The organism is Gloeobacter violaceus PCC 7421 (genome assembly GCF_000011385.1).
Taxonomy (GTDB): domain Bacteria; phylum Cyanobacteriota; class Cyanobacteriia; order Gloeobacterales; family Gloeobacteraceae; genus Gloeobacter; species Gloeobacter violaceus.
On the sequence record NC_005125.1, the window covers coordinates 1,781,287 to 1,805,307 of the forward strand.

The 24,021-nt window shown below is 62.4% G+C and carries 26 protein-coding genes and 1 tRNA gene; 12 read left to right on the forward strand and 15 right to left on the reverse strand.

Annotated elements, in window-relative coordinates:
- Window positions 1-280: 280 nt before the first annotated feature.
- From GLL_RS08645 to murG, 4 genes are all read right to left on the reverse strand, one after another.
- On the reverse strand, window positions 281-1,540 hold the full coding sequence (locus GLL_RS08645) for an AmpG family muropeptide MFS transporter (protein ID WP_197530145.1): 1,260 nt from the start codon (window positions 1,538-1,540) through the stop codon (window positions 281-283).
- Window positions 1,541-1,615: 75 nt separating this feature from the next.
- Entirely contained in the window at window positions 1,616-2,050 is a 435-nt protein-coding gene (locus GLL_RS08650; RefSeq protein ID WP_011141668.1) for an HNH endonuclease, read from the reverse strand.
- Entirely contained in the window at window positions 2,047-2,355 is a 309-nt protein-coding gene (locus tag GLL_RS08655) for a hypothetical protein (protein WP_011141669.1), read from the reverse strand. Before GLL_RS08655 ends, GLL_RS08650 begins: the two co-directional genes overlap by 4 nt.
- Before the next feature lie 30 nt (window positions 2,356-2,385).
- Entirely contained in the window at window positions 2,386-3,459 is a 1,074-nt protein-coding gene (murG, locus tag GLL_RS08660; protein ID WP_011141670.1) for an undecaprenyldiphospho-muramoylpentapeptide beta-N-acetylglucosaminyltransferase, read from the reverse strand.
- Window positions 3,460-3,580: 121 nt separating this feature from the next.
- Here murG and GLL_RS08665 point away from each other — a divergent pair, with 121 nt between their 5' ends.
- Together GLL_RS08665 and GLL_RS08670 are read left to right on the forward strand one after the other, a co-directional pair.
- On the forward strand, window positions 3,581-4,882 hold the full coding sequence (locus tag GLL_RS08665; protein ID WP_011141671.1) for a PP2C family protein-serine/threonine phosphatase: 1,302 nt from the start codon (window positions 3,581-3,583) through the stop codon (window positions 4,880-4,882).
- A gap of 72 nt (window positions 4,883-4,954) precedes the next feature.
- A complete protein-coding gene (locus GLL_RS08670) occupies window positions 4,955-6,526 on the forward strand; it encodes a sodium:solute symporter family protein (protein WP_011141672.1) in 1,572 nt (523 codons plus the stop codon).
- Here the strand turns inward: GLL_RS08670 and GLL_RS08675 are convergent.
- Window positions 6,510-7,529, reverse strand: coding sequence for a DUF5700 domain-containing putative Zn-dependent protease (locus tag GLL_RS08675; protein ID WP_164928827.1), 1,020 nt, complete (start codon window positions 7,527-7,529; stop codon window positions 6,510-6,512). The two genes, GLL_RS08670 and GLL_RS08675, sit on opposite strands and share 17 nt — an antisense overlap.
- A 219-nt stretch (window positions 7,530-7,748) precedes the next feature.
- Here GLL_RS08675 and GLL_RS08680 point away from each other — a divergent pair, with 219 nt between their 5' ends.
- Entirely contained in the window at window positions 7,749-8,297 is a 549-nt protein-coding gene (locus tag GLL_RS08680; RefSeq protein ID WP_011141674.1) for a Uma2 family endonuclease, read from the forward strand.
- A 125-nt stretch (window positions 8,298-8,422) separates the two neighbouring features.
- Here GLL_RS08680 and GLL_RS08685 read toward each other — a convergent pair whose 3' ends face one another.
- Window positions 8,423-10,000 (reverse strand): Hsp70 family protein, encoded by a 1,578-nt coding sequence (locus GLL_RS08685; RefSeq protein ID WP_011141675.1) that lies wholly within the window; start codon window positions 9,998-10,000, stop codon window positions 8,423-8,425.
- A gap of 163 nt (window positions 10,001-10,163) precedes the next feature.
- On the opposite strand from GLL_RS08685, the gene GLL_RS08690 reads away from it, so the two are divergent.
- Both GLL_RS08690 and GLL_RS08695 read left to right on the forward strand, forming a co-directional pair.
- Complete coding sequence (locus tag GLL_RS08690; protein ID WP_011141676.1) at window positions 10,164-10,412, forward strand: FitA-like ribbon-helix-helix domain-containing protein; 249 nt, start codon at window positions 10,164-10,166, stop codon at window positions 10,410-10,412.
- Window positions 10,409-10,825: a type II toxin-antitoxin system VapC family toxin gene (locus GLL_RS08695; protein ID WP_011141677.1), complete on the forward strand. Its 417-nt coding sequence runs from the start codon at window positions 10,409-10,411 to the stop codon at window positions 10,823-10,825. The genes GLL_RS08690 and GLL_RS08695 overlap by 4 nt, the downstream gene beginning before the upstream one ends.
- Window positions 10,826-10,837: 12 nt before the next feature.
- On the opposite strand, the gene GLL_RS08700 is transcribed toward GLL_RS08695, so the two are convergent.
- Complete coding sequence (locus tag GLL_RS08700) at window positions 10,838-11,254, reverse strand: type II toxin-antitoxin system VapC family toxin (RefSeq protein WP_011141678.1); 417 nt, start codon at window positions 11,252-11,254, stop codon at window positions 10,838-10,840.
- Window positions 11,251-11,490, reverse strand: coding sequence for a type II toxin-antitoxin system Phd/YefM family antitoxin (locus GLL_RS08705; RefSeq protein ID WP_011141679.1), 240 nt, complete (start codon window positions 11,488-11,490; stop codon window positions 11,251-11,253). Before GLL_RS08705 ends, GLL_RS08700 begins: the two co-directional genes overlap by 4 nt.
- Window positions 11,491-11,611: 121 nt before the next feature.
- On the opposite strand from GLL_RS08705, the gene GLL_RS08710 reads away from it, so the two are divergent.
- Together GLL_RS08710 and aguB are read left to right on the forward strand one after the other, a co-directional pair.
- Window positions 11,612-12,661, forward strand: a complete 1,050-nt coding sequence (locus GLL_RS08710; protein ID WP_011141680.1) for an agmatine deiminase family protein — start codon at window positions 11,612-11,614, stop codon at window positions 12,659-12,661.
- A complete protein-coding gene (gene aguB, locus GLL_RS08715) occupies window positions 12,658-13,512 on the forward strand; it encodes an N-carbamoylputrescine amidase (protein WP_011141681.1) in 855 nt (284 codons plus the stop codon). The genes GLL_RS08710 and aguB overlap by 4 nt, the downstream gene beginning before the upstream one ends.
- Window positions 13,513-14,035: 523 nt before the next feature.
- On the opposite strand, the gene GLL_RS08720 is transcribed toward aguB, so the two are convergent.
- Entirely contained in the window at window positions 14,036-14,668 is a 633-nt protein-coding gene (locus GLL_RS08720; RefSeq protein WP_011141682.1) for a response regulator transcription factor, read from the reverse strand.
- 169 nt (window positions 14,669-14,837) lie between these two features.
- On the opposite strand from GLL_RS08720, the gene GLL_RS08725 reads away from it, so the two are divergent.
- The gene (locus GLL_RS08725; RefSeq protein ID WP_011141683.1) at window positions 14,838-15,248 is read left to right on the forward strand and encodes a response regulator; all 411 of its coding nucleotides are present in this window, start codon (window positions 14,838-14,840) and stop codon (window positions 15,246-15,248) included.
- On the opposite strand, the gene GLL_RS08730 is transcribed toward GLL_RS08725, so the two are convergent.
- Together GLL_RS08730 and GLL_RS08735 are read right to left on the reverse strand one after the other, a co-directional pair.
- Window positions 15,245-16,510 (reverse strand): HD domain-containing protein, encoded by a 1,266-nt coding sequence (locus GLL_RS08730; protein ID WP_164928828.1) that lies wholly within the window; start codon window positions 16,508-16,510, stop codon window positions 15,245-15,247. The two genes, GLL_RS08725 and GLL_RS08730, sit on opposite strands and share 4 nt — an antisense overlap.
- Window positions 16,511-16,550: 40 nt before the next feature.
- Window positions 16,551-17,912 (reverse strand): sensor histidine kinase, encoded by a 1,362-nt coding sequence (locus GLL_RS08735; RefSeq protein WP_011141685.1) that lies wholly within the window; start codon window positions 17,910-17,912, stop codon window positions 16,551-16,553.
- A 109-nt stretch (window positions 17,913-18,021) separates the two neighbouring features.
- Between GLL_RS08735 and GLL_RS08740 the strand changes: the two genes are divergently transcribed.
- The gene (locus GLL_RS08740; protein WP_011141686.1) at window positions 18,022-18,486 is read left to right on the forward strand and encodes a Spy/CpxP family protein refolding chaperone; all 465 of its coding nucleotides are present in this window, start codon (window positions 18,022-18,024) and stop codon (window positions 18,484-18,486) included.
- 64 nt (window positions 18,487-18,550) lie between these two features.
- Here GLL_RS08740 and GLL_RS08745 read toward each other — a convergent pair.
- Together GLL_RS08745 and rpiB are read right to left on the reverse strand one after the other, a co-directional pair.
- A tRNA-Arg gene (locus GLL_RS08745) sits at window positions 18,551-18,624 on the reverse strand.
- 65 nt (window positions 18,625-18,689) lie between these two features.
- Window positions 18,690-19,154 (reverse strand): ribose 5-phosphate isomerase B, encoded by a 465-nt coding sequence (gene rpiB / locus GLL_RS08750; protein ID WP_011141687.1) that lies wholly within the window; start codon window positions 19,152-19,154, stop codon window positions 18,690-18,692.
- Between the two features lie 128 nt (window positions 19,155-19,282).
- Between rpiB and GLL_RS08755 the strand changes: the two genes are divergently transcribed.
- The 3 genes from GLL_RS08755 (at window position 19,283) to GLL_RS08765 (ending at window position 21,314) form a co-directional block, all read left to right on the forward strand.
- A complete protein-coding gene (locus GLL_RS08755) occupies window positions 19,283-20,278 on the forward strand; it encodes an alpha/beta hydrolase family protein (RefSeq protein WP_011141688.1) in 996 nt (331 codons plus the stop codon).
- 500 nt (window positions 20,279-20,778) lie between these two features.
- A complete protein-coding gene (locus GLL_RS08760) occupies window positions 20,779-20,997 on the forward strand; it encodes an addiction module protein (RefSeq protein WP_011141689.1) in 219 nt (72 codons plus the stop codon).
- Window positions 20,994-21,314, forward strand: coding sequence for a type II toxin-antitoxin system RelE/ParE family toxin (locus tag GLL_RS08765; RefSeq protein WP_011141690.1), 321 nt, complete (start codon window positions 20,994-20,996; stop codon window positions 21,312-21,314). Before GLL_RS08760 ends, GLL_RS08765 begins: the two co-directional genes overlap by 4 nt.
- Window positions 21,315-21,321: 7 nt before the next feature.
- On the opposite strand, the gene pgi is transcribed toward GLL_RS08765, so the two are convergent.
- Entirely contained in the window at window positions 21,322-22,968 is a 1,647-nt protein-coding gene (pgi, locus tag GLL_RS08770; protein WP_011141691.1) for a glucose-6-phosphate isomerase, read from the reverse strand.
- A gap of 150 nt (window positions 22,969-23,118) precedes the next feature.
- Window positions 23,119-23,967, reverse strand: coding sequence for a metal ABC transporter permease (locus GLL_RS08775; RefSeq protein ID WP_011141692.1), 849 nt, complete (start codon window positions 23,965-23,967; stop codon window positions 23,119-23,121).
- Window positions 23,968-24,021 lie beyond the last annotated feature (54 nt).

Sequence of the window (24,021 nt, forward strand, 5' to 3'; positions counted from 1 at the left end):
CGCCGCCCTGTCGCTTTTGCCGTCGGAAGCTTTCGGGTTGTGTACCTGCGGGCGGTTGGGCCTGGGGAGCACAGATCATCACGTCGCTTGCCACTAGACCTGCCGGTGGGCGCGCCACGCAGCGCTCGGGCCGGTCGTCCGCCGGCTGGGCTGACCCCGGTCCACCCGAGCCGGCGATCACCAACAAAAGCACAACGATAGGCATCAGCGGCACGTCGCAGTCAGAATCCATTCGACCACCCGCAGCGCACTGACGTTCCCGGCGAAGTCGTCCAGGTTTTCAAAAAGTGCTTTTGATCGCTGTGGCGGGAGTGCGTTCCTTCCAAGGAGCAAATAGCGGCAGCAGCAACAGCCCCGGTACGGCGGCGGTGGCGGTGAGCACAAAAAACAGCGGCCAGCCGGTGGCCCCAGCTACAAGGCCAGTGGTGGATCCGAGGACGATCCCGCCCACGGCCATCAGGCTCGACAATAGGGCGTACTGGGTAGCCGAGTAGCGCGCGTCGCACAGACTCATCAAAAAAGCGACGAACGCCGCCGTTCCCAATCCCGCACAACCGTTTTCGACGGTGACCACCGCTGCGAACAACAGCGGACTTTTCCCGGCCAGGGCCAGCAGAAAGTAGCCGAGGTTGCTCGCTGCCTGCAGCGCACCGAACACCCACAGCGAGCGGTTGATCCCGATGCGGCCCAGCAACAGACCGCCCGCCAGCACGCCGAGCGTGGTCGCCACAAAGCCGACCCCGCCGCGAATGTCGCCGATGGTGCCCTCGCTGAAGAGGGTCTTGAGGAACGGAACGGTCATGGTGAGAGCGAGCGTGTCGCCCAATTTGTAGAGCACGATAAATGCCAGGATCGCCAGACCCCGGCCCATTCCCGAGCGGCCGAAAAATTCGACAAGCGGCAGGCGAACCGCTTCTGCCAGGCTGGGGGGCGGTTGAAGATTGCGAGGTTCAGGAGACCAGAGGGTAATCAAGACGCCGCCCGCCATCAAGGCGGCCATCCACAGATACACCTCCGGCCAGGAGCGCCATTCGGCCAGCCGGAAGGCGAGGGCGCTAGTCACCACCAGAGCGAAACGGTAACCTAAGACTCCCAAAGCGGCCCCGGCCCCAAGTTCTTCGGCATCGAGGATGTCGGTACGGTAGGCGTCGAAAGCGATATCCTGGGTGGCGCTCAATAAGGCTAATAGCACCGCCAGCACTGCCAATATCTGCAATTGGCCCTGGGGATCAACTGTGGCCATAACCGTCAACACTAGGGCGATGGCGAGCTGCATCAGCGCAATCCAGCCCCGGCGGCGGCCGAAAATGGGAGGAGTCAGGCGATCCACCACCGGCGACCAGAGAAACTTCAGCGAGTAGGGCAGCCTGGCAAGGCTGAATAGTCCAATGGTCGTGAGGGTGATTCCTGCTCCCGTCATCCAGGCTTGCAAGGTATCGAAAGTCAGGTTGTACGGTAACCCCGATGAAAAGCCCAAAAACAGCACGGCGGCCAGTTTGCGACTGGTAAAAACTTGAGAAATCGGACGAGGCGGATCCAACGGTAGCGGCGGATGGCGGAACTGCCTGAGACTGTAGCACAGTGGGCGATCTAAGAGTTTCAGTCGCACCTCCTGCTATTGCATTTTCGGAGGATGCCAGCCCGCGATCACCCAGTTCCCACGCACCTTCAATGCCAACTGTCTGTTCATATTTAGCGCCAAGACAGTGGCCCGGCCAATCTCGGTTTTGTCCTCCAGGGTCACCTTATCGGTTGCCCACTGAAAATGCTCCGACCAATTGTCGATTCTAGGATTGAACAAACGTACGATATTGCCCGTAACCGGATCTAGGCCGTCGATTTTCGTTCCCTTGGACAGATTGCACCACTTGCATGAGAGGGCCAGGTTCGCTTCCACATTCGTGCCACCTTTTTGAACCGGCGAGATGTGTTCAATTTCCAGAGTAAAGCCCCCTGCGTACTCCTGCTCAAGCAGGCAGTAGCTGCAACGGTGCTTTGCCCAGTTTCTGACCTTCGTGTCGAGAGTCGTGCCGATGGACCTACGAGTCACACATGCGCTGCCCGGAGTCTTTTACGGCGTGCAAGTTCGGCTCCTGCCTGCGATTGCTTTAAAACGTTACCCTCGAACAAGGTCATCAGCCTTTCAAGTTCTGCTTGTTCGGAAGGCTCTAGAGCGCCGTCGCGATGCATTTCAAGTAAACAATGCAACCGTTCATCCTGCTCGGGTGCAACGCGAATTGAAACCAGAATTTCCAATTCTTCGTCACTGAGTAGCGAAATGTCTTTTCCATACTCATTCAGCAGGTTTTCGCCCTGGATAGGCATTGTCGTTTCGCTTGAATCCTGTAGGGCCATGCTATCGCAGCCGGACTGCCGACAGCCTTTTTAATGGCGAACGCACTCGCGCACCAAATCGGCTGTGCGGCGGGCGGCATCGGGAACCGCGAGCCTGCGTGCGCTCGCAGCCATCCTGGCCAGGGTTTCGGGATTGTCCAGGAGGGCCTGGACGGTGCGGTCCAGGAGCGGGGCACTCAGGGCCGCTTGAGAAAACTGGAGAGCCGCCCCGGCGCGCACGAGGGCTGCGGCGTTGACGCTCTGGTGATCCTCGGCGGCAAACGGATAGGGAATCAAAAGCGACGGGGTGCCGGTGACGAGCAATTCGCTGAGGGTCGCCGCCCCGGCGCGGCTGATGGCCAGATCCGCGCGGGAGAGCAGCGGGGCCATCTTTTCCCAGAAGGCGTAGATGCGGTAAGCGGGGTGGTCGGGGGTACCCTCGCGCACGGCATCGTATTCACCGGCACCAGTGAGGTGTACTATCCACCAGCCGCGCTCAAGCCAGCCGGGGGCGCACTCGCCCACCATCTGATTGATCGCCCTGGCTCCCTGGGAGCCCCCCATCACCACGATCAAGGGCGCCTCGGGCGGCACCGGAACATCGAGCAGCGGATTGGGGGAGATCAAAAACTCGGGGCGCACCGGTGTACCCACCCAGCGGGTCGTGGCCCCACTGACGTAGGTGGCCGATTCGGCGAAGCCGAGGCCCAAGGAGCGCATCCAGCGGGCGAGGTAGCGGATCACCTTGCCCGGCAGCACATTCGATTCGTGACCGATGGCAGGCAGGTTCAGGCTGCGGGCGGCGAGCACCGCCGGGGCGGCGATGTAGCCGCCGGTGGTGAACACCCCCGCGAAGCGTTCCTGACTCAATAGGTTCCGGGCGTAGCGGTAGGCGGCAAAGGTCTGGGAGGCGGCTTCGAGCCACTGGGGGCCGGGTTTGCGGTTGAGCCCCTGTAGAGCGACGGTGTGCAGCGGGTAGCGGCCGGGAACCAGTTTGTTCTCCAGCCGGTCGGGAACCCCAAGCCAGGCGATCTCAAATTCGCTCAATTCGCCAGCCACCGCCAGAGCCGGAAAGATATGTCCGCCGGTGCCGCTCGCGGCAATCAGCAACCGCGGCTTGGGCATAGAGGAAACCGTATGAACCATCTCTCAGGATCTAAAAACAACCGCCATCCCGAATGTAAAGAATCCGATCGCGGGGAGCAGACTCCTGGGATACTCTAGTGGGTACCTTTGATCCCGACCGATGTCAACCTCACCTTTGCCCAAGTTCCCCACCGAATCCGGCCAGCCTCCCCCGGCGCTGACGCTGATGGATCTGGCCAGCCAACTCAACCGGGAACAGCGCAAAATCCAGGATCTGCTCAGCTCGCTGGGTTTTGCCCTGCGCAGTCTGAGCAACCTCAACCAGCTGCTTGAACTCATTCCGCTGATGGCGGCGCGGGTAACGGACGCGGAGGCCGGGGCGGTCGTGCTCTTTGCCGAGGACAGCCAGCCGGGCCTGGTGAAGCTTTACTGCCCGGATACCAAGTGGCAGCCGGCTCTAGAAACGATCCTCGACGGGTTGCGCCACCTGAGTGCCGAGCAGGCGGCGGCTGAGGAGCGCCTCGGCAACGATCCGTGGGTGGTGAGCCACAGCACTTCGATCCTGGTCAAAAGTGCCCTGCGCGGCCGTTTGTACGTCTTTTCGCGCGCCGTCAATTATCAGTGGACCGAGGGACGCCAGAAGCTGTTGCGCCTGGTGGCCGACCAGACCGCTGTGGCGGTCGAAAACGACTCGCTCAACAAAGAACTGCAGCGCAAGGAAAAGCTCGATCGCGAACTGGAGATTGGCTCTGAGATTCAGGCGCAGCTGCTGCCCAGAAGCTGTCCGCGCATCAACGGGATTACCCTCGCAGCCCGCTGCCAATCCGCCGATAAGGTGGGCGGCGACTACTACGACTTTATCCCGATCACCAACACCAACCGCTGGGGCATCGTGATTGGCGATGTGATGGGCAAAGGCGTGCCCGCCGGGCTGCTGATGACGATGACCCGCGGCATGCTCAGAGCCGAAGTGCTCCGGCAAGATCCGCCCGCGCTCATCCTGCAGCACCTCAACCACGTCATGTTCACGGATCTGGAAAATTCCAACCGGTTTGTGACGCTCTTTTATTCGGAGTACGACCCGAATACCCGCACACTGCACTACAGCAACGCCGCCCACATTCCGCCCATTTACTGGAACGCCAGTGCGGGCGAGACCTACCTGCTCGACAACCCCGGCATGCTCATCGGCCTCGACCCGGAGAGTCACTACCAGCAGTCGAGCCTGCAACTGCACCCCGGCGACGCGGTGATCTATTACACCGACGGCTTCACCGAGGCCGCCGACCGCAACAACAACCGCTTCGGGGAGCAGGGGCTCAACCAGGCGGTGCGTTGGGCGGTCACCCACTACGAATCGCCCGAGCAAATTCTTGAATACCTCTACGAACAACTGCGCCAGTTCTGCCCGAGCGGTCGCTGCGGCGACGACATGACGCTGATCGTGCTCAAAGCCCAGTAGCGCCTGCGGTTCTTCCTTTGCCGGTCGGATCGAGCTACGCTATCCAAGATCTACGCCCGCTTGGAAAAACCCATGCAACTGAACGCGCTGGACTGGGCCGTCATCGGCATTTACATTGCCATGCTGCTGTCGATCGGTTGGTCGTTGCGCAAATTTGCCCAGCAGGGCCTTGAGAACTATTTTCTGGGCGGGCGCAACCTGCCGGGTTGGCTCAACGGCATTTCCTATGCCAGCACCTGCCTGAACGCCGATGTGGCCCCGTTTTATTGCGGGCTGGCCGTCGCCACGGGCCTGTACATGGGCTGGTTTTATATCGCCCGCTTCGGATGGGCGCTTTTGATTGGCGGGGTGCTTTTCGCCCTGTTCTGGCGGCGGCTGAAGATTTTTACCTCGCCGGAGTTTTACGAACTGCGCTTTGCGGGCCGGGGAGCGAGCTGGATGCGCGGCTGGATCGCCTTTCGCTCGGCATTTATCGCAATTGTCGCCTGGACGGGGGCGGGGCTTCTGGGCATGACCAAGGTCGTGACCCCGATATTCGGCCTGGGCAAAATCGAGACGATGCTGCTGGTTGTCCCGGTCATCCTGGTGTACCTCTACTTCAGCGGCTACCTGGGGGTGGTGATCACCGACGCACTCCAATCGCTGTTTATTTTTCTGGGCAGCCTGGTGCTGCTGGTGGCTGTCCTGGTCGATTTTGGCGGGCCGGTCGGTCTGGGGGAGGCACTGGCGCAACTGCCCGATGGGGCCAGAGTACTGAGCAGTGTGCCGCCGCTGGAAGACAAGTACGTCTCGCTCTTTGCGGTGATTGCCTTCACCCTCGGCACCTCGATCGGCTACGGCGGCGACGTTGCTCCCCTGGGCGGCGCCATGGAGGGCCAGCGCATTCTCTCGTGCCGCAACGGCCGGGAGGCGGCGCGCATGTACGTCTGGACCGAGGTGGTGCTGTTTTTGTTCTTGCTGGCCCTGTCGCTGCCGGCGCTGGGGGCGATGGTCGTCTGGCCGGGATTGCACACGGGGGCGGTGGACCCGGAACTGGCCTACGGCATGCTCATCGAAAAGTACATCCCAAGCGGCCTGCTGGGGATGGTGCTGGTGTCGATCATCGCTTCGCTGATGTCGACGGTCAGTTCCAACCTCAACTTCGGCGCCCAGGTGGTCGTCAACGACATCTACCGCCGCTATTGGCGTCCCGACAAACCCGACGCCCACTACCTCAAAGTCGGCAAGGCGGTGACGCTGCTCATCCTGGCCATGTCCATGGGCGTCGTCTTCGGCGTCAATTACCTGCTCGACATCGCCATATTTATGATCGGCCTGAGTGCCGCGGAACTGCCCGCCAACTGGGCGCAGTGGTGGTGGTGGCGCTTCAACACCAAAGCCCGGCTCACCGCGTCAATCGGCGGTCCGCTCATCTACGTGCTGGTGCGCTTCGTGCTGCTGCCAGAGCAGGATTTTGCCGTTTGGATTCTCGCTTCGATGGCGCTGACGACCGTGGCCTGGGTAGGCGTAGCGCTGTTGACTCCGCCCGACGATGAAACCACCCTCGCGCGCTTCTACGAGCGCGCCCGGCCGCTAGGCTGGTGGGGACCGGTGGCCCGGCGCGCCCGGCCCGCCACCAAAGCGGTGCTCACCCAGGAGGAGTAGACGGCGGGGTTTTGGGGCCGTCTTTGAAGGTCGTTAGAACATTCTCGATTTCCCGGCGCAGCAGGGGGCCTCCGAGGCGGGCCATCTCGGCGAGGGTGAAGGTTTTGCTCAGCTCCTCCGCCACCCGCATCCCCGCGTAGTAGCCGCTGCGCGCGGGTAGATCCTTGCTTTTGGCGCCGCCGTCAAAAAAGCGGCTCGCGTCCGCTTTTGCCGTCGAATCGAGTTTGAGCAGCAATTGCTCTGCGATGCGCGGCAACAGCGCCGGTCCTTTTTGAGCCAGGGGGGCGCTCAGAAGCACTTCACCGGTACTCGCTCCGGGATTGAGCTTGGCACTGGCGTAGGTGGCCAGCCCCTCCGTCCACAGCTGCAGATAGACGGGCGCTTGATCCGGTGAGCCGTTCGCTTCTTTGAATTCCTTGGGATTGACCTGCTCGTGGTAGAGATGGAACAGTTCGTGCTGAATGAGCACGCCGAGCCTTGCGTACTTGTAGCGGGCCATGGCATCGGGGCCGAATAGCAGCGCCTGCCGCCCTTCGACCTGGTCGGTCTGCCCGTCGAAGGTATAGAGCGACGGCATCAGGTAAACTGTGCCGTTCCAGGCCATATCGGGAAAGATTTTTTTGAAACCGGCATAGTTGGTGGACACTTCCCGGACAAGCTGCCCGCTCAATCTGCGCATGACAGGAACGTACTTGTCGATGCTGCCCAGATATTCGCTCAACCGCTGGTCGTCCACGGTGCCCACGGTCGCGTCGTAGAGCGCTTGATGGGGCTGGATCACCATCTGCCGAAACAAGGCCACCCTCTCAGGCAAGGGTTTGCTGGGAGCCTGCTCCCAAAAGCGCCAGAAATCCGGCATCACATCGACTGTCTTGTAGGCACTGGCCGCAGCGCTGCCCTTGACAGCGGCAGGTTTGCTCGCTTCGGGGGCAGCATCAACTACTGGGGCCGTTGCCATCGCTCCCAGCAGTCCGGCGAGCGTGGTCCAGATTGCTTGTTTCACCCAGTGCGGCCGTTTATTGAGGATTGCCATACACACCGCCGTCAACACCTGCAAGACTCGAACAGTTTAATCCAATTGAGCCGCTTTCGTTGTCAGGCAGCTTATTCTCAGGGAGCCGCGTGCTCTGGCTTGAGTAATCGTACATGTTTATTCTTCAGGGCCAGATCCGGCGAACTATAGTTGTGGTGAACGGTTGATAGCCATCGGGAACGGCTTTCCATGCGCACGCGATTGACCCTTCAGGAATTTTTGGAACTGCCGGATGATGACACGGCGCTGGAATTGATTGACGGTCAGGCGGTGCCCAAGGTGTCTCCCAAGTTCTTGCATGCGACTATTCAAGATGCCCTGCTGCAGCTGATCCGCGCCAGATGTAGAGGTAGAGGCCGCGTTCGGGCCGAATGGGGCGTGATTCTTAAGCGTGGAGGCGTGGACTGGGTTCCCGTGCCCGACCTTACCTACATTTCCTACGAGCGCCTGCCCAGCGAATGGCGGCGCAACGAAGCCTGCCCGGTGGCCCCCGAATTTGTGGTCGAGGTCGTCTCACCCGGACAGAGCCTGGAGACGTTCGCCACCAAAGCCCGTGACTATCTTGCCGCCGGGATTCTGCACGTCTGGGTCGCAGACCCGCAACCAGAAACAATCGCCATTTACTCCGCAGACGGCACCGCTCGGGTTTACAGCACCGATGTCGCGATTCCTGGCCCACCTGGATTGCATCTGAGCGCTAAGCAGGTTTTCCTGGCGGCTCAGCAGTTGGATCAATGAGAATATAAACCTTTCCATGCGCTAAACCAGGCTTCCGACCTGTGTTTGAGTCTTTGGAGATCTTTTTTCAGAATCGTGCTCATAGAAATTGGCACGATAGCGCCAAAGCGAGACTCCGGCGGCTCCTAGCGCAACTCGACGACCGGCTGATCTTGCAGGAGTGTCTGCTGGGTCTGCAAGTCCTCCACCGTGATGCGCAGCTGGCGCCGGGCGTCGACTCGCAGTTGCACCTTCACCCGGTCGCGCCCCGGAAAGCCGGGCGGTTCGAGCCGGGCCACCACCCGGCCTTCGTCCGTGTCGTTGAGGGACCGGACGGTCTGCTCGGACGCGCTCGTGCGGATGGTAAGCCGACCGTCCTCGAAGAAGACCTCGGTGTCTTCTCCGTCGCCCATTTCGCCCACCACCAGTTCGATGACCGGCTGGTTGGAGACCGAGGCCCCCAGCACCAGTTCGACGGGGTTGGCGGTGGGGTAGGCCTGTCCGGCCTTAAACAGCGCGTGCCAGCCGTGGCGAGATTTACGGTGATCCCAGTAGCGCACTCCGTAGGCGTGGTAGAGAAAATCTTCGACCTGCAACCCCTGGCCCAGGCGCAGCGCCCCATGGGCCACCGCTTCGAACACTTTGTCCTTGCGCACTTTGGCGGCCCCGAAGCGATCGACCACCCAGTTTTGCACCGCCGGGATCTGACAGGTACCTCCCACCAGAATCACCGCGTCGATCGCCTCCGGATCGAGGTTGCGCTGGCGGGCCTGCTGCAACAGCTTGCCCAGGCTCTCGTCGAGTTGGGCGATAAAGCCGCGCGCGGCCAGGAGCGCTTCGAACTGTTCGCGCTCCAGTGTCAGCTTGCAGGTGCGCAGCGAATCTTCGTCAAAATAGACCTCCGTGGCCGCCGTTTCGCTCGAAAGCCGGATCTTGAGCCGCTCGGCGACCCGCTGCAACAGCGCCCCTTTGGGAAGTTTCTGTTGGCGGGCGAGGCTGTCGGCAAGCCAGGTGTCGATGTCCATGCCTCCCAGGTTGCGCCCGACCTTGGCGAGTACCCGGGCGGTGGGGGTGCGCGGCGCGCTGTCTTTGCCGGCAAAGAGCTTGCGGCCCCACTTGAGCAAGAAGCCGTCCGGACTCTGCTCGGGTACCGCCGGTTGCACCAGCGACAGATCCAGCGTACCGCCGCCAAAGTCGATGACCAGCACCGTCTGCCCATTTTCGAGCCCATAGCCCAGGGCGGCGGCGGTCGATTCGTCGAGCAACTGGATGCGCGTCGCCTCTAGTTCGCTGCATCCGGCCAATAGCCACTGGCGGTACAACTCGAAGCTGTTGACCGGGACGGTGAACACGACGTCGTCGGGTGATTCGCCTTGATCTCTCAGCGCGGCGATCAATCGCCGGATGAACCACAGCCCCACCCGTTCAAAACCGACTTCGACACCGTCGAGGGCGGGGACGAATCCTTGCACCGCCGAGCCGATCCCCCGTTTGAAGTTGCTGAAAAAACGCGGATCGCCGCTGTTATCCAGGCCGCGGGCGAGCACCTCCTGGCCCGCCAGCACCCGGTCCGCTCCCGCATCCTGCACATAGAGCACGCTTGGCACGAGCGGCGGTGATTCCACCTGGCTCAGGCCCCTGACGGCAAGGGTCTCCGGCTGGGCGAGGGCGCGATTCCAGCGGGCCACGACGGTGTTGCTGGTCCCAAAGTCGAAACTGTACACTACGCGTTGTTCAATAGATACCCACTGAATCGAATCTTACCGCCGCTTTTGTGCGGAGGCATCGTGTGCCTTCGTGCGTATCCTCGGTCGTACCTGGAGGAGATGGTGCCGCAACCGGCGCAATCAATGATTACAATGATATCGATGATTGCACTGCACACCCGTGGCAAGTATTACGATTAGAAACCTGGATGAGCCCCTCAAAGAACGGTTGCGGGTGCGGGCCGCACAGCACGGCCGCTCGATGGAGGACGAGGCGCGCGATATCTTGCGCACGGCTCTGGCCGAAGAGCGAGCCAGTCCTTGCGACCTTGCCGAGGCGATCCGGCGACGATTTGCACCGCTCGGCGGTGTGGAGCTGCCGCAGACACCACGCGGGCCGATGCGCGAGCCGATGACTTTCGAGGAATGATTATCCTCGATACCAATGTCCTCTCGGAGCTGATGAGAGCATTGCCCTCGCAGAAAGTGCAGCGCTGGGTGGCTACCCGGCCGTCTGCGAGTTTATTCACCACAACCGTGACCCAGGCCGAAATTCTCTATGGTCTGGCATTGATGCCGACTGGCCGACGCCGCGAGCAACTCGAAGCCGCTGTGCAGTCCATATTTGAGGAGGATTTAGGCGGACGAGTGCTTCCCTTTGATAGTGCAGCGGCGTGCGAGTTCGGGGTGCTTGCTGCCGCTCGCCGTCAGGCGGGTCGACCTATCGCGCAGTTCGATGCGCAAATTGTGGCGATCGCTCGCTCGCGAGGCGCGGCCCTGGCTACCCGGAACGTAGACGATTTCGAGAGCTGCGGTGTGCAGTTGTTCAATCCCTGGAATTAGTACAAATCGTCATCAAGGCGGCAACACATCCACACCGACGCGCAGAGCCGCCGCCCGTAGAGCACTGTCCTTCGTTGCGATAGGCAGGGCGCGGCGCATGGCAAGTTCCAGATAAGCCGCATCGTAGAGGGTCAGCTTCTCACCTCGCGCCAGAAGCAGAGTTTCGTGCAAAGCTCTGGCCGCTCTCCCTTCGTCGCTGCTGATGGGAAGCTCGGCAATCAACCCGAGCCGGGCGCTTACCTGAGCCGCATTCAGACGACCGCGCCGCTCCGCCTGCAGCAGTACATTGCCGAGCTCGAAGTACCACAAAGGAGGAACGATTGCCCCCTCGTCCCGCAGTCGCTCCAGCAAAGCGTCGGTCTGGGGTGTCGCTTCATCCTCGATACACCAGCAAATGGCGATCGAGCAGTCGAGGACAAAACTGCTCACCGACGCCCCTCATCGCGCAGCTCCTTCCAGGAGAACGGGGCGAGGCTGCTGCCCTTGCGCAGAGCCTTCAACTTGGCAATGGTTTGCTCGACGTTTGAACGCTCCGTAGCTCCGGCTGCGATCAGCTGGGCCACCGGTTTGCCGTGCCTGGTAATCACAACCACCTCGCCGCGCTCGACGCGGTCAAGCAGAGCCGACAGATGGGTTTTCGCTTCAAAGGCACCGACGGTAATCATGATGATTGCACTTCGACTAGTGTTTACAACTAGTCTATATCAGGCAGAGGTCAGTCCGTGTTCGGTTGCTGCTGTAATCCGGGCGATGCCATGCTGGATGGGGTGACTACCGCGAGCATCGATGCAGACTCCGCTCAGTGATGGCTTTATCCAGCCTGCCGAATGGCAACCCCATAGCGCCTGCTGGCTCGCCTGGCCGAGCGACGCCGAATTGTGGCAGAGCGATCTGCCCAAGGCGCAGGTGGAATTTGCCGGGCTGTGCCGGACGATCGCCGACCCGGACCCGCAGAGCGGCCTGCCCCGGGGTGAGTACCTCAAAATCCTGGTTCCCGATGCCGAGGCGGAGCGCGCCGCCCGCCTGGCCCTCGAAGGCCTGGGGGCGCGCTTTCACCGCATCCGGTTCGGCGACATCTGGCTGCGCGACACCGCACCCATTTTTCTAACCGGCCCCTGCCGCGCCCTGGCGGCGGTGCGTTTCGCCTTCAACGGCTGGGGCGGCAAGTACGTGCTTGACCACGACACAGAAGTGGCCGCCGCCGTCGCCGCGACGGCGGATCTGCCGACCTACAGCTTCCCCTGGGTCCTGGAGGGAGGCTCCGTCGAGGTGGACGGCGAGGGCACCTGCCTGACCACCCGCCAGTGCCTGCTCAACCCCAACCGCAACCCCGGTATGGACAGTAAAGCCATCGAGCAGGGGCTCAAAGAAGCGCTGGGGGTTCGCAAGGTGCTCTGGCTCGACGAAGGGCTCCTCAACGACCACACCGACGGTCATATCGACACGATCGCCCGCTTCGCAGCCCCCGGCGTCGTGGTCTGCATGCAGGCGGCTCCGGATGACCCGAACGCCCCGGTGCTCGATAATATCGCCGCCACCCTCGCCGGTTTTACCGACGCGGCGGGCAGGATGCTGACAGTCGTGCGCGTCCCGTCGCCGGGCCGGGTGGTGGACGACAATGGCGAGGTGATGCCCGCCAGTTACGTCAACTTCTACATCGCCAACCGCACCGTCGCCGTGCCCACCTACGGCGCGCCCCAGGATGCAGCGGCCGTCAGCGCCATCGCCGCGCTCTTCCCGGGCCGCCGGACGGTCGGTCTGCCGGCGCGCACCATCTTGCTGGGGGGCGGCGCGTTCCACTGCATCACCCAACAACAACCGGAGGCCGGATCATGAGTGCTCTCACCGTCGCCGCTCTGCAAACAGCCTTTGTCGAAGATGTGGCGACCAACGTCGAGCGCGTCAGCGCCCTGGTGCGCGAGGCCGCCGAGCGGGGAGCGCAGATTATTTTGCCCTCGGAGCTGTTCGAGAGCCACTATTTTTGCCGGGTGGAACGCGACCAGTTTTTTGATCTGGCCCGACCGGCCGAGGGGCACCCGACTATCGCCCACTTCCAGGCCATCGCCGCCGAACTGGGGGTGGTGATCCCCGTCTCGTTTTTCGAGCGCGCCGGCCAGAGCCACTACAACAGCATCGCCATCGTCGATGCCGACGGCCGCTGCCTGGGCACCTACCGCAAAAGCCACATCCCCGACGGCCCCGGCTACGAAGAAAAATTCTACTTCCGCCCCGGCAACACCGGCTTTCGGGTCTGGCGCACCCGCTACGCCACCATCGGCGTCGGCATCTGCTGGGATCAGTGGTTTCCGGAGGCGGCCCGGGCGATGGTGCTGATGGGGGCGGAGGTGCTCTTCTATCCGACCGCCATCGGCAGCGAACCCGAGAGCCCGGATCTCGACACCAAAGACCCCTGGCAGCGGGCGATGGTAGGCCACGCCGTCTCCAACGTCATCCCGGTGGTGGCGGCCAACCGCACCGGCACCGAGGGCAATCAGACTTTCTACGGCCACTCGTTTATCTGCAACCACCGCGGCGATACAGTGGCCGAGTTGGGCCGCAAAGAAGAAGGGGTGATCACCGCCAGCTTCGACCTGGCGGAGGTGCGCCGCCACCGCGCTTCGTTCGGGTTTTTCCGCGACCGGCGTCCGGAGCTGTACGGCCTGCTCACCACCGCCGACGGCCAGTAGGCGCTGCAGGAGAGAGCCCGCCGCTCCCTGCCCTGGGATGCGTCCGCAAAGAAACGCTTCTTCCTACCGGTTGAGTGTTACTTTCTATCTCATGACTGAGCCGTCAATTTAAAAAGTGATAGAAACTAATAATTAAGTAAGGGAAATGAATCAAACACATCGTCCCTTGCAGGCCATCGCGGGCAGATTTTACGGTTTATTCCCGCACATCGCCAAACGGAGGAGAACGACGGCAGGGAGGCGAATGGTCGACAACTGGATAGGGGTTCCGGTGGTGAGTCTGTGGTGCAGGGTTTTTGTCGTTTCCCCTGCTTCGCAGTGCCCGAAGGGAAGCGAAACCTTCCACCAGAACCGTCGAGGGGCTGACATACACACGTTTAGGCCCACGACCGGAACCCTTTCCACACTCTGTTTTCATATCGATTTTCAATGCTGGCGGCTGTCTTCATATAGGAGCCGCCATTTATTTTTGTGAATTACTATGGAATAAATGCCCAGAGATTTTTATCGGCGAACTGCCGATTTATTCGAGTCGAACCAGCCCGCGACGAATGGCGAGGGTGGCTGCCTGGGTGCGGTCGTGGGCGCCCATTTTGGCGAGGATGTTGTTCATGTGGGCGCGCACGGTGCCCTCGCCGATAAACAGACTGGCGGCAATCTCTTTGTTGGTCTGGCCTTTGACCACCAGGTGCAACACTTCGAGCTCGCGGGCGGTCAGTTCGGGATTGCTCAGGCGGTTGGCCAGTTTGGCGGCCACCTGTTGGGGAATGCGCTTGTGGCCCGCGTGCACAGCCCGGATCGCCTCGACCAACTCTTCGGTGGGCGCTTCTTTGAGCAAAAAGGCCATCGCCCCGGCCCGCAGCCCCCGATAGATATCCTCATCGGTGTCGTAGGTGGTGAGCACGATAATCCGCGAGTCGGGAAATTCGGAGCGGATAGCGACAATCGCTTCGACGCCGTCCATGGCGGGCATCCGCAAATCCATCAGGGCCACATCGGGCAGGTGCTCCCGGTAGCGCGTCACCGCTTCGCGGCCGTCGGCCGCTTCGGCGACGACGCGCATGGCCGCTTGGCGATCGATCATGGCGGCCAATCCCTGCCGAACGACGGGGTGATCGTCGGCGATCAAAATCCGAATGGTCGCATCGGAAGGCATCGGGTTGACCTCCCGCCGGTCAGCACACTCATTGCGACAATCGTACACCGTGCGATGCTCCGCGGCCCAGTGGCGGCTTTTCCACGGCCATCTGAGGCTTTTTGTCCGCAAGTTGTGGCCCGTCGCAGCGGCTTTCGACTAGGATTAAGCTTGAGCACGAATTGCCAGTATGGACCAAAAGCATATCCTGGTAGCCGAGGATGTCGCCGACAATCTCCTGCTGATCCAGAGCATTTTGGAAAGCAGTGGGTATATGGTGAGTGTCGCCCAGAACGGTGCTGAGGCGATCGATCTGGTGACCAGCAAGTTGCCAGACCTGGTCTTGATGGACCTGTCGCTGCCGATTGTCGACGGTTGGGAAGCCACGCGCGTCCTCAAAGCCCAGGATGCCACCCGCCACATCCCGATCATCGCTCTCACCGCCCACGCCATGCAGGGCGATCGCGAAAAGGCTCTCCTCGCCGGCTGTGACGACTATCTGAGCAAGCCCATCGACATTGTCGAAATCGAACAGGTGACCGCAGATTGGCTCGCGCGCTCCCAGTTGGACGGCGGGCACCCGGCTTTGCTTGACAGTTAGCTGCCCATCAGTTTTTGCACTTCAGATTGCACCTCGCGCGGGTAGACCAGCCACAGGCGTATCTCCGGCTGGATGAGCGAGCGCACCAACAGCGAAGCGTCCGCCAGTTCGCGCAACTGGGCGCCATCGCGCAGAAAAATCCCCTGCTCGTAAAGGGTATAGCCCTTGGCCTGGGTGTCCTGCAGGGCGCAGTAGTGCTCGGGAGGGCGCCCAGTTGCGGCAACGGCGGCGCGCAGGCGGTTGAGCACGAACTGGCGGTGCAGCTCGCCCAGGGCGGTCACCTCGACGGTTTTAAAAAGATCGCGGTCGAGAAACCGTCGACAGAGGTCTCCCAGAATCGGGTCGGGGTGGGTGCGCCAGCGGTGCAGATGGTAGCCCAGTACCGTGTCGTCGCAGGCCAGGTACGTCGGGAGCGCCAGCCGATCCACCTCCTGCACCAGCCAGGCTTTCATGTCCTCATCGACTTCGAGTTCGCCGCGTCGGGCGTAGTGGGCGGCAAGGGCGAGCGCTTGCTGCAGAATGAAGCGCGCCGCCATGTTCTTGGGGTGGTGGTAGACCTGGGAGTACATAAAGTGGCGCACCACCAGGTAGTGCTCGATCGCCACCATCTGCTTGCGGCCGCTCAAGACCAGCGACTGGGTGGGCGGGTCGTAGTCGAGGGCGTGGATGATTCGGTCGAGGTCGAGCTGGCCGTAGCGTGCGCCGGTAAAGTAGCTGTCGCGCAGCAGGTAGTCGAGGCGGTCGCAGTCGAGCTGGCCCGAGACCAGTTGGGTGAGGGCGGCCACCGGATGGGTCTTATCCAGCACGGCGCACAACTGGGACGGCAGTTGCGGGTCGAAGGCCTCCAGCAATCGGGCGATGTGGGTGGAGCCGCTGAGGATGCGCCGGGTCCAGCGCTCGTGGTCGTAGTCGAAGATGTGCTCGCTCGCGTGGCTGTAGGGACCGTGGCCGATGTCGTGCAACAGCGCCCCGCACAAGGCCACCGCCCGAAAGGGGGCGAGCATCGGGTAGCGGGGGGCGAGCCGGTCGAAGACCCGACGGGCGATGGCGAGCACGCCCAGCGAATGGGTAAAGCGCGACCCTTCGGCGCCGTGAAAGGTGAGGGCGGCCACGTCGAGCTGGCGGATGCGGCGCAGGCGCTGAAATTCGGGCGCGTCGATGAGCCCGATGAGCAAAGCTTCCGCCGGGTCGCTGCCCGAGAGGCTGATCGCCCCGTGGATCGGGTCGTGGTAGGTGCGCGATTTGCGGGTGAAAAGATTCATCGAAAAGCGGCCGGAACGCCCGTCCACAGTATGGCGCGACTCAGCCCTCCAAGGGAAGCGCGCCGGGGGTGTTTTCGGAGGCTGGGCGCCGTTCCTGCCCGTCGGGACGCCCGGGCAGGCGCACCCGCAGGGTGGTACCCCGGCCGGGTTCGCTCAGGGCGTGAATCTCCCCCCGGTGGTTTTCGACGATCGTCCTCGCGATAGCCAGGCCCAGGCCACTGCCGCCCGCCTGGCGGGTGCGGGCCGAATCGACCCGCCAGAAGCGCTCGAATATCCGTTCCAGGTGCTCCGGGGCGATGCCGATGCCGGTGTCGCTCACTTCCACCAGCGCGTCGCGGCCGTCGCGCGCAGTACCGAGGCATACCCGCCCCCCGGCGGGGGTGTAGCGAATGGCGTTGCTCAGCAAATTGGTAAACAGTTGATGCATCTGGTCGGGGTTGGCGGTGACGGTGAGCGGCCCGCCGCTTTTGAGCTGCACCGCAAGATCCGCAGCCTGGGCGAGGGGAGTCTGCTCCTCGACGACCTGTTGGAGGATCTCGGTGAGGTTGCAGCAGATCCGGCCCTCGGCGCTCTGCAGACCTTCGTTGCGCGCCAGGAACAACAAATCCGCCACCAGCCGCCCCAGGCGGCGGGTGAGCCGCTCGGTCACTTCCAGGCTCCTGCGGTACTCATCCACACTCGGCTGCGGGTCGGCGAGGGCCACCTGCACGTTGGTCTGCAGCGCGGCTAGCGGCGTGCGCAGCTCGTGGCTCGCATCGGCGGTGAACTGTTTGAGCCGGTCGTAGGACTCGCGCACCGGTCTGAGGGCGAGTTCCGTCAGAAACCAGCCGCCCAAGCCAATCATCACCATGGTGAGCACGACGCCCGCGCTCAGTTCGATAAAAAGCTGCCGGCTGGGTCTGTCGACTTCGAACCACTGGTGCGAGACGCGCAGGTAGCCCAGCAGGTGGCCCGCACGGCGCATCGGCACCGTCACCTGCCGAAGCTTGTGATCCGGGCTCACTTCGACCGTCGCGTGCAGCGAACCGCGCACCAGCGGCACCGGCCGCGGAAAGACGGCTGTCGAGCGCACCACCTGGCCGCGCCTATCGAACCACTCCAGATAAATCAAGTCCATCTCGACGGTCGGGTCGTCGTCGCCCCCCGCGAAGACGTAGTTGGCATCGACGACCGGTTCGCCGTCCGGTCCGGGCACCACCACCAGCGAGCGCTCGACAAGCTCCACGACGTGGTCGAGGGTATCGTCGACCCGTTCGACCAGGGTGCTGCGCACGTAGGTGTAAAAACCGACGGCAAACAGGGCCATGATCGCGGCGGTGACGGCAATATAGCTCACCAACAACCGCAGGCGGGTCTGCTTGATCGGATTGCGCGGCTCGGCGCGCGGTCGGTCGGCGGGCACAGGTGCAGCGAGTGACGATTACTTTCTATTAAACCTGGCTCTGCGGTGTTGAACGCGGGCGCCGGGCCCGCCGTCCTAGTGGATACCGACCGTTTCGAAGGTAGTCACCATGCAGAAATTTGCCGGCGTTCTCCTCGGTGCCCTGGTGCTGCTCGGCACCCCCGCGGCCTACGCCCAGCAGACTCCCGCTCCCGCCCCTGCTCCCGATGCCCAGCGCTACCCCGGCAAGGGCCACGGCAACAAGATGATGGTCTATGAGCGCTTGAATCTCACCTCCGACCAGCGCACCCAGATCGAGCAAATCTACACGAGCGAAAAGCAAAAGAACGCGCCCCTCAAAGAACAGATGCGCCAGTTGCGCAGCGAGTACCAGGCCGCCCGCGAAGCGAACGACACCGCCAAAATCGAGAGCGTGCGCGAGCGGATGATGGTCCTCAAGCCGCAGATGCAGCAGGCCCGTACCGAGACCGAACAGCAGGTGGCGGCGATTCTCACCCCCGAGCAGCGCGCCCAGATGGAGCAGCTGCGCGCCCAGAAGCAGCGGCGCGGACCGGGTGGCCCCGCACCGCTCTAAGTTCTCCCAGTACCTAAATCACAACCCGGCCGGGGCTCACCCCGGCCGGGTTGTGCTTCTTTAGCGGGCACGGAGGGATTCGAACCCCCGTTAGTCCTGATCCGTAGTCAGGTGCCATATCCACTAGGCGACGTGCCCACGAGAACTCAATATAACACCCGAGATCTGGGAGCCACAAGCTTGAGGTCCATGGGCCGCACGTCTTAGCTGCCGACGGTTTGCGGGGTCTTGGGCGCTTCGAAACTCTGGATTTGATCGAGGCGGCGCTGGTGGCGCTCGCCGCCAAATTCGGTGCTCAGCCAGGTTTCGAGCACGTCCTTGGCCACCTCCGGCCCGAGCACCCGCCCGCCCATGGCCAGCACATTGGCGTCGTTGTGTTCGCGGCTCATGCGGGCGGTGTAGTGATCGTGGGCGAGGGCGGCGCGGATGCCGTCGAATTTGTTGGCGGCGATCGAGATGCCGATGCCGGTGCCGCACAGCAAGATGCCCCGATCCGCTTCGCCGCGCTGGATCTTTTCGGCGACGCTCTGAGCTACCAGCGGGTAGTCGCAGCGCTCGCCGTTGTAGGTGCCCACGTCTTCGAAAGCGTACTCGTGCTCGCCAAGCCAGGTTTTCAATTCTTCTTTGAGTTCGTAGGCGCCGTGGTCACTGCCGATCACAAGCTTCATGCGGGGTCCTCTCAACTGCTGCACACCGATTGTACCGGCTTGGGCAACGGTCCCCGCAGATAAAAAGGCGAAAGGAACATGCTATTTCTAGAGGGTCCACCTCCCCTTTTCTACGGAAGCATCCCAGCGTGCAATCCTCTGGCAGCAAATCTTTTGAAGTCGGCACCGTCGAGACGCTGCCGCTTGCGGACGCGAGCCGCCACCGCGAGATCCCGCTCAAGATTTTTTATCCGGTCGCCGCGGGCTCTTTCCCGCTCATTCTTTTTTCCCACGGCTCCGGCGGCTCGAAAGATTCTTATGACTATCTGGGGCAGTACTGGGCACGCCACGGCTACGTGAGCTTTCACCCCACCCACCACGGCAGCGACACCGCCGTACTCAAAAACGAAGGGCTGCGGGCGATGATGGGCAGCAACGACGACCCGCACCAGTGGGTGGATCGGGTGCGGGACATGGCTTTTTTGCTCGATTCGCTCGATCGCATCGGTCTGCAGGTGCCGGCGATCGCAGGCAAGATCGACCGGGAGCGCATCGCGGCGGCGGGGCACTCCTTTGGCGCTTATACCGCCATTTTGCTCGCCGGGGCGTCGGTGGTCATGCCGACAGGCGAGACCGTGGGCTTTCGCGACCCGCGCTTTCGGGCCTTTTTGACCATCTCACCCCAGGGCTCGGGCCTCAACGGCCTGGTACCCAACTCCTGGATGCACATCGAAGCGCCGGTGATGAGCATCACCGGCTCCGAGGACAAGGGCCGCACCGGCCAGTCCGCCGAGTGGCGCCTCGAAGCCTACTACAATATGCCCCCCGGCAATAAGTACTTGATCGTCATCCAGGGGGCGGGCCATTTCGGTTTTTCTGATCGCAGCCTCGAAGGACTGGGCGATGCCGAGAGCAGCAAGGGCGGTCGCTTCGGAGGGATGTTCCGCCGCGGCGAAGGGGGAGCAATGGCCAGGCGGATGGCCCGCATGCAAATCGACCCCCAGAGCGTTCACCAGTACACCCAAATCGCGAGCCTCGCCTTCTGGGACGCCTACCTCAAAGACGAGGCTGCCGCCCGCGAGCATCTGGCAAGCGGCGAAATTTTTGCCGACAACGAGCATCTGGTCTCGCTATGGGCGAAGTAAGCGGGCACTCAGGGGCCGTTTATGATCGGCTACGAGGCCCAGTGGGAGCGAACGTGCAAGGAAGTGCCAACTCGATCTCCGAAGGCTTGCCTGGAGCATACCCAGCCAATGATCAAATTCCAGCCCAACGGCAAAAAACACGAAACGTGGTGAGAGCGGAACGCAGGCACCGAGCCTTTTCTGGCACCCGTGTGGCACTCGGTTGCGGCTTCGCTCTCAGTGGGCCTATTTGGCGCCGTCGGTATGGAGGACTTTGCGGTTGAGGGCGTGCCGATACCAGTCGTTGGTACCGGTGAACTATGCCAGAGCAGCTTTGTCGAGCAGCGCGGCGAAGGCGCGGGTTGGGGGTTGACGAGCGGCCTGCTGCGGCCAGATTCCGCCACGCCCCGGCCATGGAATTACCAGAAGGGCAACAGGCCACGACGCGGAAAAAGAAGGGGGCAGGACAGAGACCACACGAAACACTTGAGGCAGAGGGCACATTTCTGTAAAATGCTGCCATGGATGCACTGAGCCAGGATGAGATTACTCGGCTGACGCCTCAAGAGCGACTGGCGCTTATCGAGCAGCTTTGGGACAGCCTTGACGAATCGGCTATCCCGTTACCGGATAGCCAGCAAGCCGAACTGTCCCGCCGTCTGGTCTCTCTGCACGATGATCGCTCTCAGGCTTTGACCTGGGAACAGCTGCGCTCTGAACTGGCGCGGCGGCGTTCTTGAGCCTGCCGGTTCTCTTCACGCCTGCGGCCGTTTCGGAGTTGATTGAAGCGGAAGACTGGCATGAGGCGCAAATGCCCGGCCTCGGCGTACAATTCCGCATTGCTCTTGATAGAGCCGTCGCGAGCATTGCCGAACAACCTCACCGTTTCCCCGTTGTTTTCCAGGATGTTGTGCGCCGGGCGCTGCTGCGGCGTTTTCCCTACGGGCTGTACTTCTGCATCGAACCCGATGCCGATCTCGCCGCCAGCTTTTGCGGATTTGGTTGTGGTGATCGGCGACCTGTTCGCGCGACCTGCTTGATCCCCGCTTTGCGCTGATCTCGCTTTAATTTTGCCGCTTCGCTCGGCGGTAGCGCCGGATCAGGGCATTGGTGGAGCTGTCGTGGGCCAATTCGGGTTCCTCGGCGCTTTCCAGCTCGGGAATGATCCGCCCGGCAAGCACCTTGCCCAGTTCCACCCCCCACTGATCGAACGAATCGAGGTTCCAGATGACGCCCTGGGTAAAGACTTTGTGCTCGTAAAGGGCGATGAGCTTGCCCAAGACCTCCGGGGTGAGCCGCTCGGCCAGCAGCGTGTTGGTGGGCCGGTTGCCCTCGAAGACCCGGTGGGGCAACAGCCAGTCGGCCACCCCCTCGGCGCGCACCTCGGCTTCGGTCTTGCCGAAGGCGAGCGCCTCGGTCTGGGCGAAGAAGTTGGCCATCAGCTGATCGTGGTGCGGGGCAATCGGATTGAGCGTCTGGCAAAAGCCGATAAAGTCGCAGGGGATGAGCTTGGTGCCCTGGTGGATGAGTTGGTAGAACGAGTGCTGCCCGTCGGTGCCCGGCTGGCCCCAGATGATCGGACCGGTCTGATAGGTGACCGGCTGGCCGTCGATGTCGACGTGCTTGCCGTTGCTCTCCATGTCGAGCTGCTGCAAATAGGCGGGCAGCTTGCCCAGGTAGTAGTCGTAGGGCAGCACTGCGAGTGTCTGGGCGCCGAAAAAGTTGTTGTACCACAGGCCAATCAGCGCCATCAGCACCGGCAGGTTGCGCTCAAAGGGGGCGGTGCGAAAGTGCTCGTCCATCGCGTGGAAACCGGCGAGCATGGCGCGGAAATGCTCAGGCCCCACCGCGATCATCGTCGAGAGGCCGATGGCCGAATCCATCGAGTAGCGTCCCCCCACCCAGTCCCAAAAACCAAACATGTGGGCGGTGTCGATGCCGAACTTTTCGACCTCGGCCGCGTTGGTGGAGACGGCCACGAAGTGCTTGGCGATTGCTTGCTCGTCTCCCAAAGCCGCGAGACACCACTGCCGGGCGCTGTGGGCGTTGGTCATCGTCTCCAGGGTCGTAAAGGTCTTAGAGCAGACGATAAACAACGTTTCGTCGGGTTCAAGGTCGTGGATCACCTCGGCAAAGTTGGAACCATCGACGTTGGCTGCGAAGCGCACTTTCAAGTCGCGGTCGCTGTAGTGCTTGAGCGCGTCGTAGGCCATGTCCGGACCGAGATAAGAGCCGCCGATGCCGATATTGACGACGGTGCGGATACGCCTGCCGGTGTAGCCTCTCCACTCGCCGCCGCGCACCCGGTCGGCAAATTCGGCCATCCGGTCGAGAACGGCGTGCACCTCGGGCACGACATTCTCGCCGTCCTCGATCACCGTGGCTCCCCGGGGTGCGCGCAAGGCGGTATGCAGCACGGAGCGCTGCTCGGTGGTGTTGATCTTCTCGCCTGAGAACATCGCCTCAATGCGGCCGCGCAGGTCCGACTCCTCCGCCAAGACCGACAGCAGGCGCAAGGTCTCGTCGGTGAGCCGATTTTTGGAGTAATCGAGGTAGAAGCCTTCCGCTTCGAGGGCAAACCGCTCGCCGCGGCTAGGATCTTCAGCAAAAAGCGCGCGCAGATGGATCTCGCGGATTTGCTCGTAATGAGCTGCAAGCGCCTGCCAGGCCGCGCGCTGGGTGAGCGGTGTGGGTGCGAATGTCGAGGTCATACGAAAAGCCGTCTCCCTTGAGATTGTTTTGAGAATAGCCGCAGGGCGTTAACGCGAGACTAAATGCGCGCGAAGAGCCGTTTGCAACCGGGTCGGTGCGCACTTGGTGCCGATCCTACCAGCCGGGGGGCAAAGGAACACTGACCGGGCTCAACGCTTGGCCAGCCCTCGGCGCGCCAGCCAGTTCCGTCCAGAGTCGATCGCCAGTACCAGCAAGAATCCCGCGAAGACGACCACGACAATCGTCGCTCCCGACGGAACACTCAGGTAATAGCTCAAGTACAGGCCCACCACTCCGGCAGCGACCGCAAAGACCGTCCCCAAGAGCATCATGGTACCCAGGCGATTGACCAGCAGATAAGCTGTCCCCGCCGGGCCGACCAGCAGGGCCGCCACCAGCACCACCCCTGCCGCCTGCATCCCGGCCACGATGGCGAGGGTGGCCGCCGTAAGCACCCCCCGCCCCAGAAGGCCCGCCGGCAAGCCGCAGGCCGCCGCCCCCTCCGGGTCGAAGGTATAAAAAAGCAGTTCTTTATAAAGCAGCCCGACTGCCGCGAGAACGACCGCCGCGAGCACCAGGGTGCGCAGGGTATCCGCGCTTGTGGCTGCCAGGATGTCGCCAAAAAGCAAGCTCTCCAGATCCACACCCACGCGCACCCGCGACAGCCCAATCGTCCCCAAAGCCAAAAAACCGGCCGAGACTAACCCCAGCACCGCGTCGGCCTTCAGGCGCGAGCGCTCCTGCACCCAGGCGACCAGCAGCATGCTCCCCGCCCCGGCAAGGAGTGCCCCCACGAACAAATCGATTTTGAGCAGCAGCGAAGCGGCCAGCCCCGGCAGCACCGCATGGGAGATGACATCGCCCAATAGCGCCAGCCGCTGGACAATAAGCAGGCTACCCACCACCGGACAGAGCATCCCGAGCAGCACCGCGAGCACCAGCGCCTGGCGCATAAATTCGTACTCCAAAGGCTCCCATAGCCAGGACAGCAATCGCACACCCCCGTGCCCAGCCCTCAGATTATCATGTAATCTAGAATGAGAATCATTCTT

Bases quoted from the DNA above. Each gene is read 5' to 3' on its own strand.
- GLL_RS08655 (WP_011141669.1), bottom strand. From the start codon at position 2,355: ATGGCCCTACAGGATTCAAGCGAAACGACAATGCCTATCCAGGGCGAA.
- murG (WP_011141670.1), bottom strand. From the start codon at position 3,459: ATGCCCAAGCCGCGGTTGCTGATTGCCGCGAGCGGCACCGGCGGACAT.
- GLL_RS08665 (WP_011141671.1), top strand. From the start codon at position 3,581: ATGTCAACCTCACCTTTGCCCAAGTTCCCCACCGAATCCGGCCAGCCT.
- GLL_RS08670 (WP_011141672.1), top strand. From the start codon at position 4,955: ATGCAACTGAACGCGCTGGACTGGGCCGTCATCGGCATTTACATTGCC.
- GLL_RS08680 (WP_011141674.1), top strand. From the start codon at position 7,749: ATGCGCACGCGATTGACCCTTCAGGAATTTTTGGAACTGCCGGATGAT.
- GLL_RS08695 (WP_011141677.1), top strand. From the start codon at position 10,409: ATGATTATCCTCGATACCAATGTCCTCTCGGAGCTGATGAGAGCATTG.
- GLL_RS08705 (WP_011141679.1), bottom strand. From the start codon at position 11,490: ATGATTACCGTCGGTGCCTTTGAAGCGAAAACCCATCTGTCGGCTCTG.
- GLL_RS08710 (WP_011141680.1), top strand. From the start codon at position 11,612: ATGCAGACTCCGCTCAGTGATGGCTTTATCCAGCCTGCCGAATGGCAA.
- aguB (WP_011141681.1), top strand. From the start codon at position 12,658: ATGAGTGCTCTCACCGTCGCCGCTCTGCAAACAGCCTTTGTCGAAGAT.
- GLL_RS08720 (WP_011141682.1), bottom strand. From the start codon at position 14,668: ATGCCTTCCGATGCGACCATTCGGATTTTGATCGCCGACGATCACCCC.
- GLL_RS08725 (WP_011141683.1), top strand. From the start codon at position 14,838: ATGGACCAAAAGCATATCCTGGTAGCCGAGGATGTCGCCGACAATCTC.
- GLL_RS08730 (WP_164928828.1), bottom strand. From the start codon at position 16,510: ATGAATCTTTTCACCCGCAAATCGCGCACCTACCACGACCCGATCCAC.
- GLL_RS08740 (WP_011141686.1), top strand. From the start codon at position 18,022: ATGCAGAAATTTGCCGGCGTTCTCCTCGGTGCCCTGGTGCTGCTCGGC.
- rpiB (WP_011141687.1), bottom strand. From the start codon at position 19,154: ATGAAGCTTGTGATCGGCAGTGACCACGGCGCCTACGAACTCAAAGAA.
- GLL_RS08760 (WP_011141689.1), top strand. From the start codon at position 20,779: ATGGATGCACTGAGCCAGGATGAGATTACTCGGCTGACGCCTCAAGAG.
- pgi (WP_011141691.1), bottom strand. From the start codon at position 22,968: ATGACCTCGACATTCGCACCCACACCGCTCACCCAGCGCGCGGCCTGG.